This window comes from Paenibacillus sp. J45TS6 (assembly GCF_018403285.1).
Classification (GTDB): Bacteria; Bacillota; Bacilli; order Paenibacillales; family Paenibacillaceae; genus Paenibacillus.
Genome location: NZ_BOSJ01000058.1, coordinates 1 through 580 on the forward strand (window position 1 = coordinate 1; position 580 = coordinate 580).

Consider the following 580-nt stretch of genomic DNA (forward strand, 5'->3'; position numbering starts at 1 on the left):
ATCCGGTGCGAGGACAGTGTCAGGTGGGCAGTTTGACTGGGGCGGTCGCCTCCTAAAGAGTAACGGAGGCGCCCAAAGGTTCCCTCAGAATGGTTGGAAATCATTCGCAGAGTGTAAAGGCACAAGGGAGCTTGACTGCGAGACCTACAAGTCGAGCAGGGACGAAAGTCGGGCTTAGTGATCCGGTGGTACCGCATGGAAGGGCCATCGCTCAACGGATAAAAGCTACCCTGGGGATAACAGGCTTATCTCCCCCAAGAGTCCACATCGACGGGGAGGTTTGGCACCTCGATGTCGGCTCATCGCATCCTGGGGCTGAAGTAGGTCCCAAGGGTTGGGCTGTTCGCCCATTAAAGCGGTACGCGAGCTGGGTTCAGAACGTCGTGAGACAGTTCGGTCCCTATCTGTCGTGGGCGTAGGAAATTTGAGAGGAGCTGTCCTTAGTACGAGAGGACCGGGATGGACATACCGCTGGTGTACCAGTTGTTCCGCCAGGAGCATCGCTGGGTAGCTATGTATGGAAGGGATAAGCGCTGAAAGCATCTAAGCGCGAAGCCCACCTCAAGATGAGATTTCCCAA

The 580-nt window shown here is 55.9% G+C and carries 1 rRNA gene; it reads left to right on the top strand.

What is annotated here, in order from left to right:
* Positions 1-580: ribosomal RNA gene (locus KJS58_RS24835) — 23S ribosomal RNA — on the top strand; the annotation flags it as partial.